The organism is Planomonospora algeriensis (assembly GCF_977012225.1).
In genome coordinates, this window is sequence record NZ_CDRNDK010000965.1 from 1 (window position 1) to 882 (window position 882).

Sequence of the window (882 nt, forward strand, 5' to 3'; positions counted from 1 at the left end):
GCAGGGCGTGCAGCCGGGCGTGCAGCGTGCCGTCGTCCACCCGGCCCGCGCCGCATCCGTCGCCCCTGCCCGCCTTCCCGCCCGCACGGCCGGCCCCGCCCGCCGCACCATCCGCGTCTGCGATCCGTACCACGCGCTCGACCGTCCATGAGCCGGTGAGCAGGACCTCCGCGTCGAGGACGACCGTGTCGACGCGGTCCATGCGGCGCAGGGCGTGGGGATCGAGCACCACCGCGCCGCGTCTTCCCAGGGCGCGGGCGACCGCGCCCGCGAAGGCGTGGCGGCCCAGTTTCGCCTGCTTGGGCGTGGCCGCGACCATCATGGCGTGGCTCCGGCGGCCGCTGCGGCTGAGGAGTCTCGTCGCGGCGTAGGCGCCCAGCGTCGCCGGGGCCGCGACGTCCGCGTACGCTCGATCGGGCCCGGGGGCAGGGGGACCGGGCGCGGGCGCGCCGGCTTCGTGATGTGGCGGTAGGCGCCCCTGACGCGGGCCAGGTCCTGCTCCAGCCGCCGCCAGGCGCGCCGCGCGGCGCGCGCCTCGGCGTAGTGGACGACGGATCCCGCCGCGTGGACGAGCAGCGCCGACGGGCTCAGCGCGAGCGTCTGGCCGACGACGTGGCCCGCGATGAACAGCGTGTCGGTGGTCGAGCGGCCGATCCGGCGGTTCAGCTCCTCGCGGAGGGCCGGGGTGGAGTCAGCCAGGTGCAGCAGGGCCGGTACCGCCGGGGACAACCTCGGCAGCCGCACCGCCTTCCCGGCGAGCGCCAGCCCGACCCCGGTCAGCTCCGCGCAGAGGCGGACCGCGGCGCGCGTGTGCCGCTCCGCCACCCGGACCCGGGGCCGATACCGGGCTCCGCCCCCGGCGGGCTCGCTCGGTGCTCGCGG

Annotated in this window: 2 protein-coding genes; both read right to left on the bottom strand. The window is 78.2% G+C overall.

Annotated elements, in window-relative coordinates; all coding sequences use genetic code 11:
• Nucleotides 1–322, bottom strand: a 322-nt coding sequence (locus tag ACWJ6R_RS37205; RefSeq protein ID WP_449066683.1) for a hypothetical protein, incomplete at its 3' end; no start/stop codon positions are given.
• A partial coding sequence (locus ACWJ6R_RS37210; RefSeq protein ID WP_449066684.1) for a hypothetical protein occupies nucleotides 319–882 on the bottom strand: 564 nt, incomplete at its 5' end. The genes ACWJ6R_RS37210 and ACWJ6R_RS37205, both read right to left, overlap by 4 nt.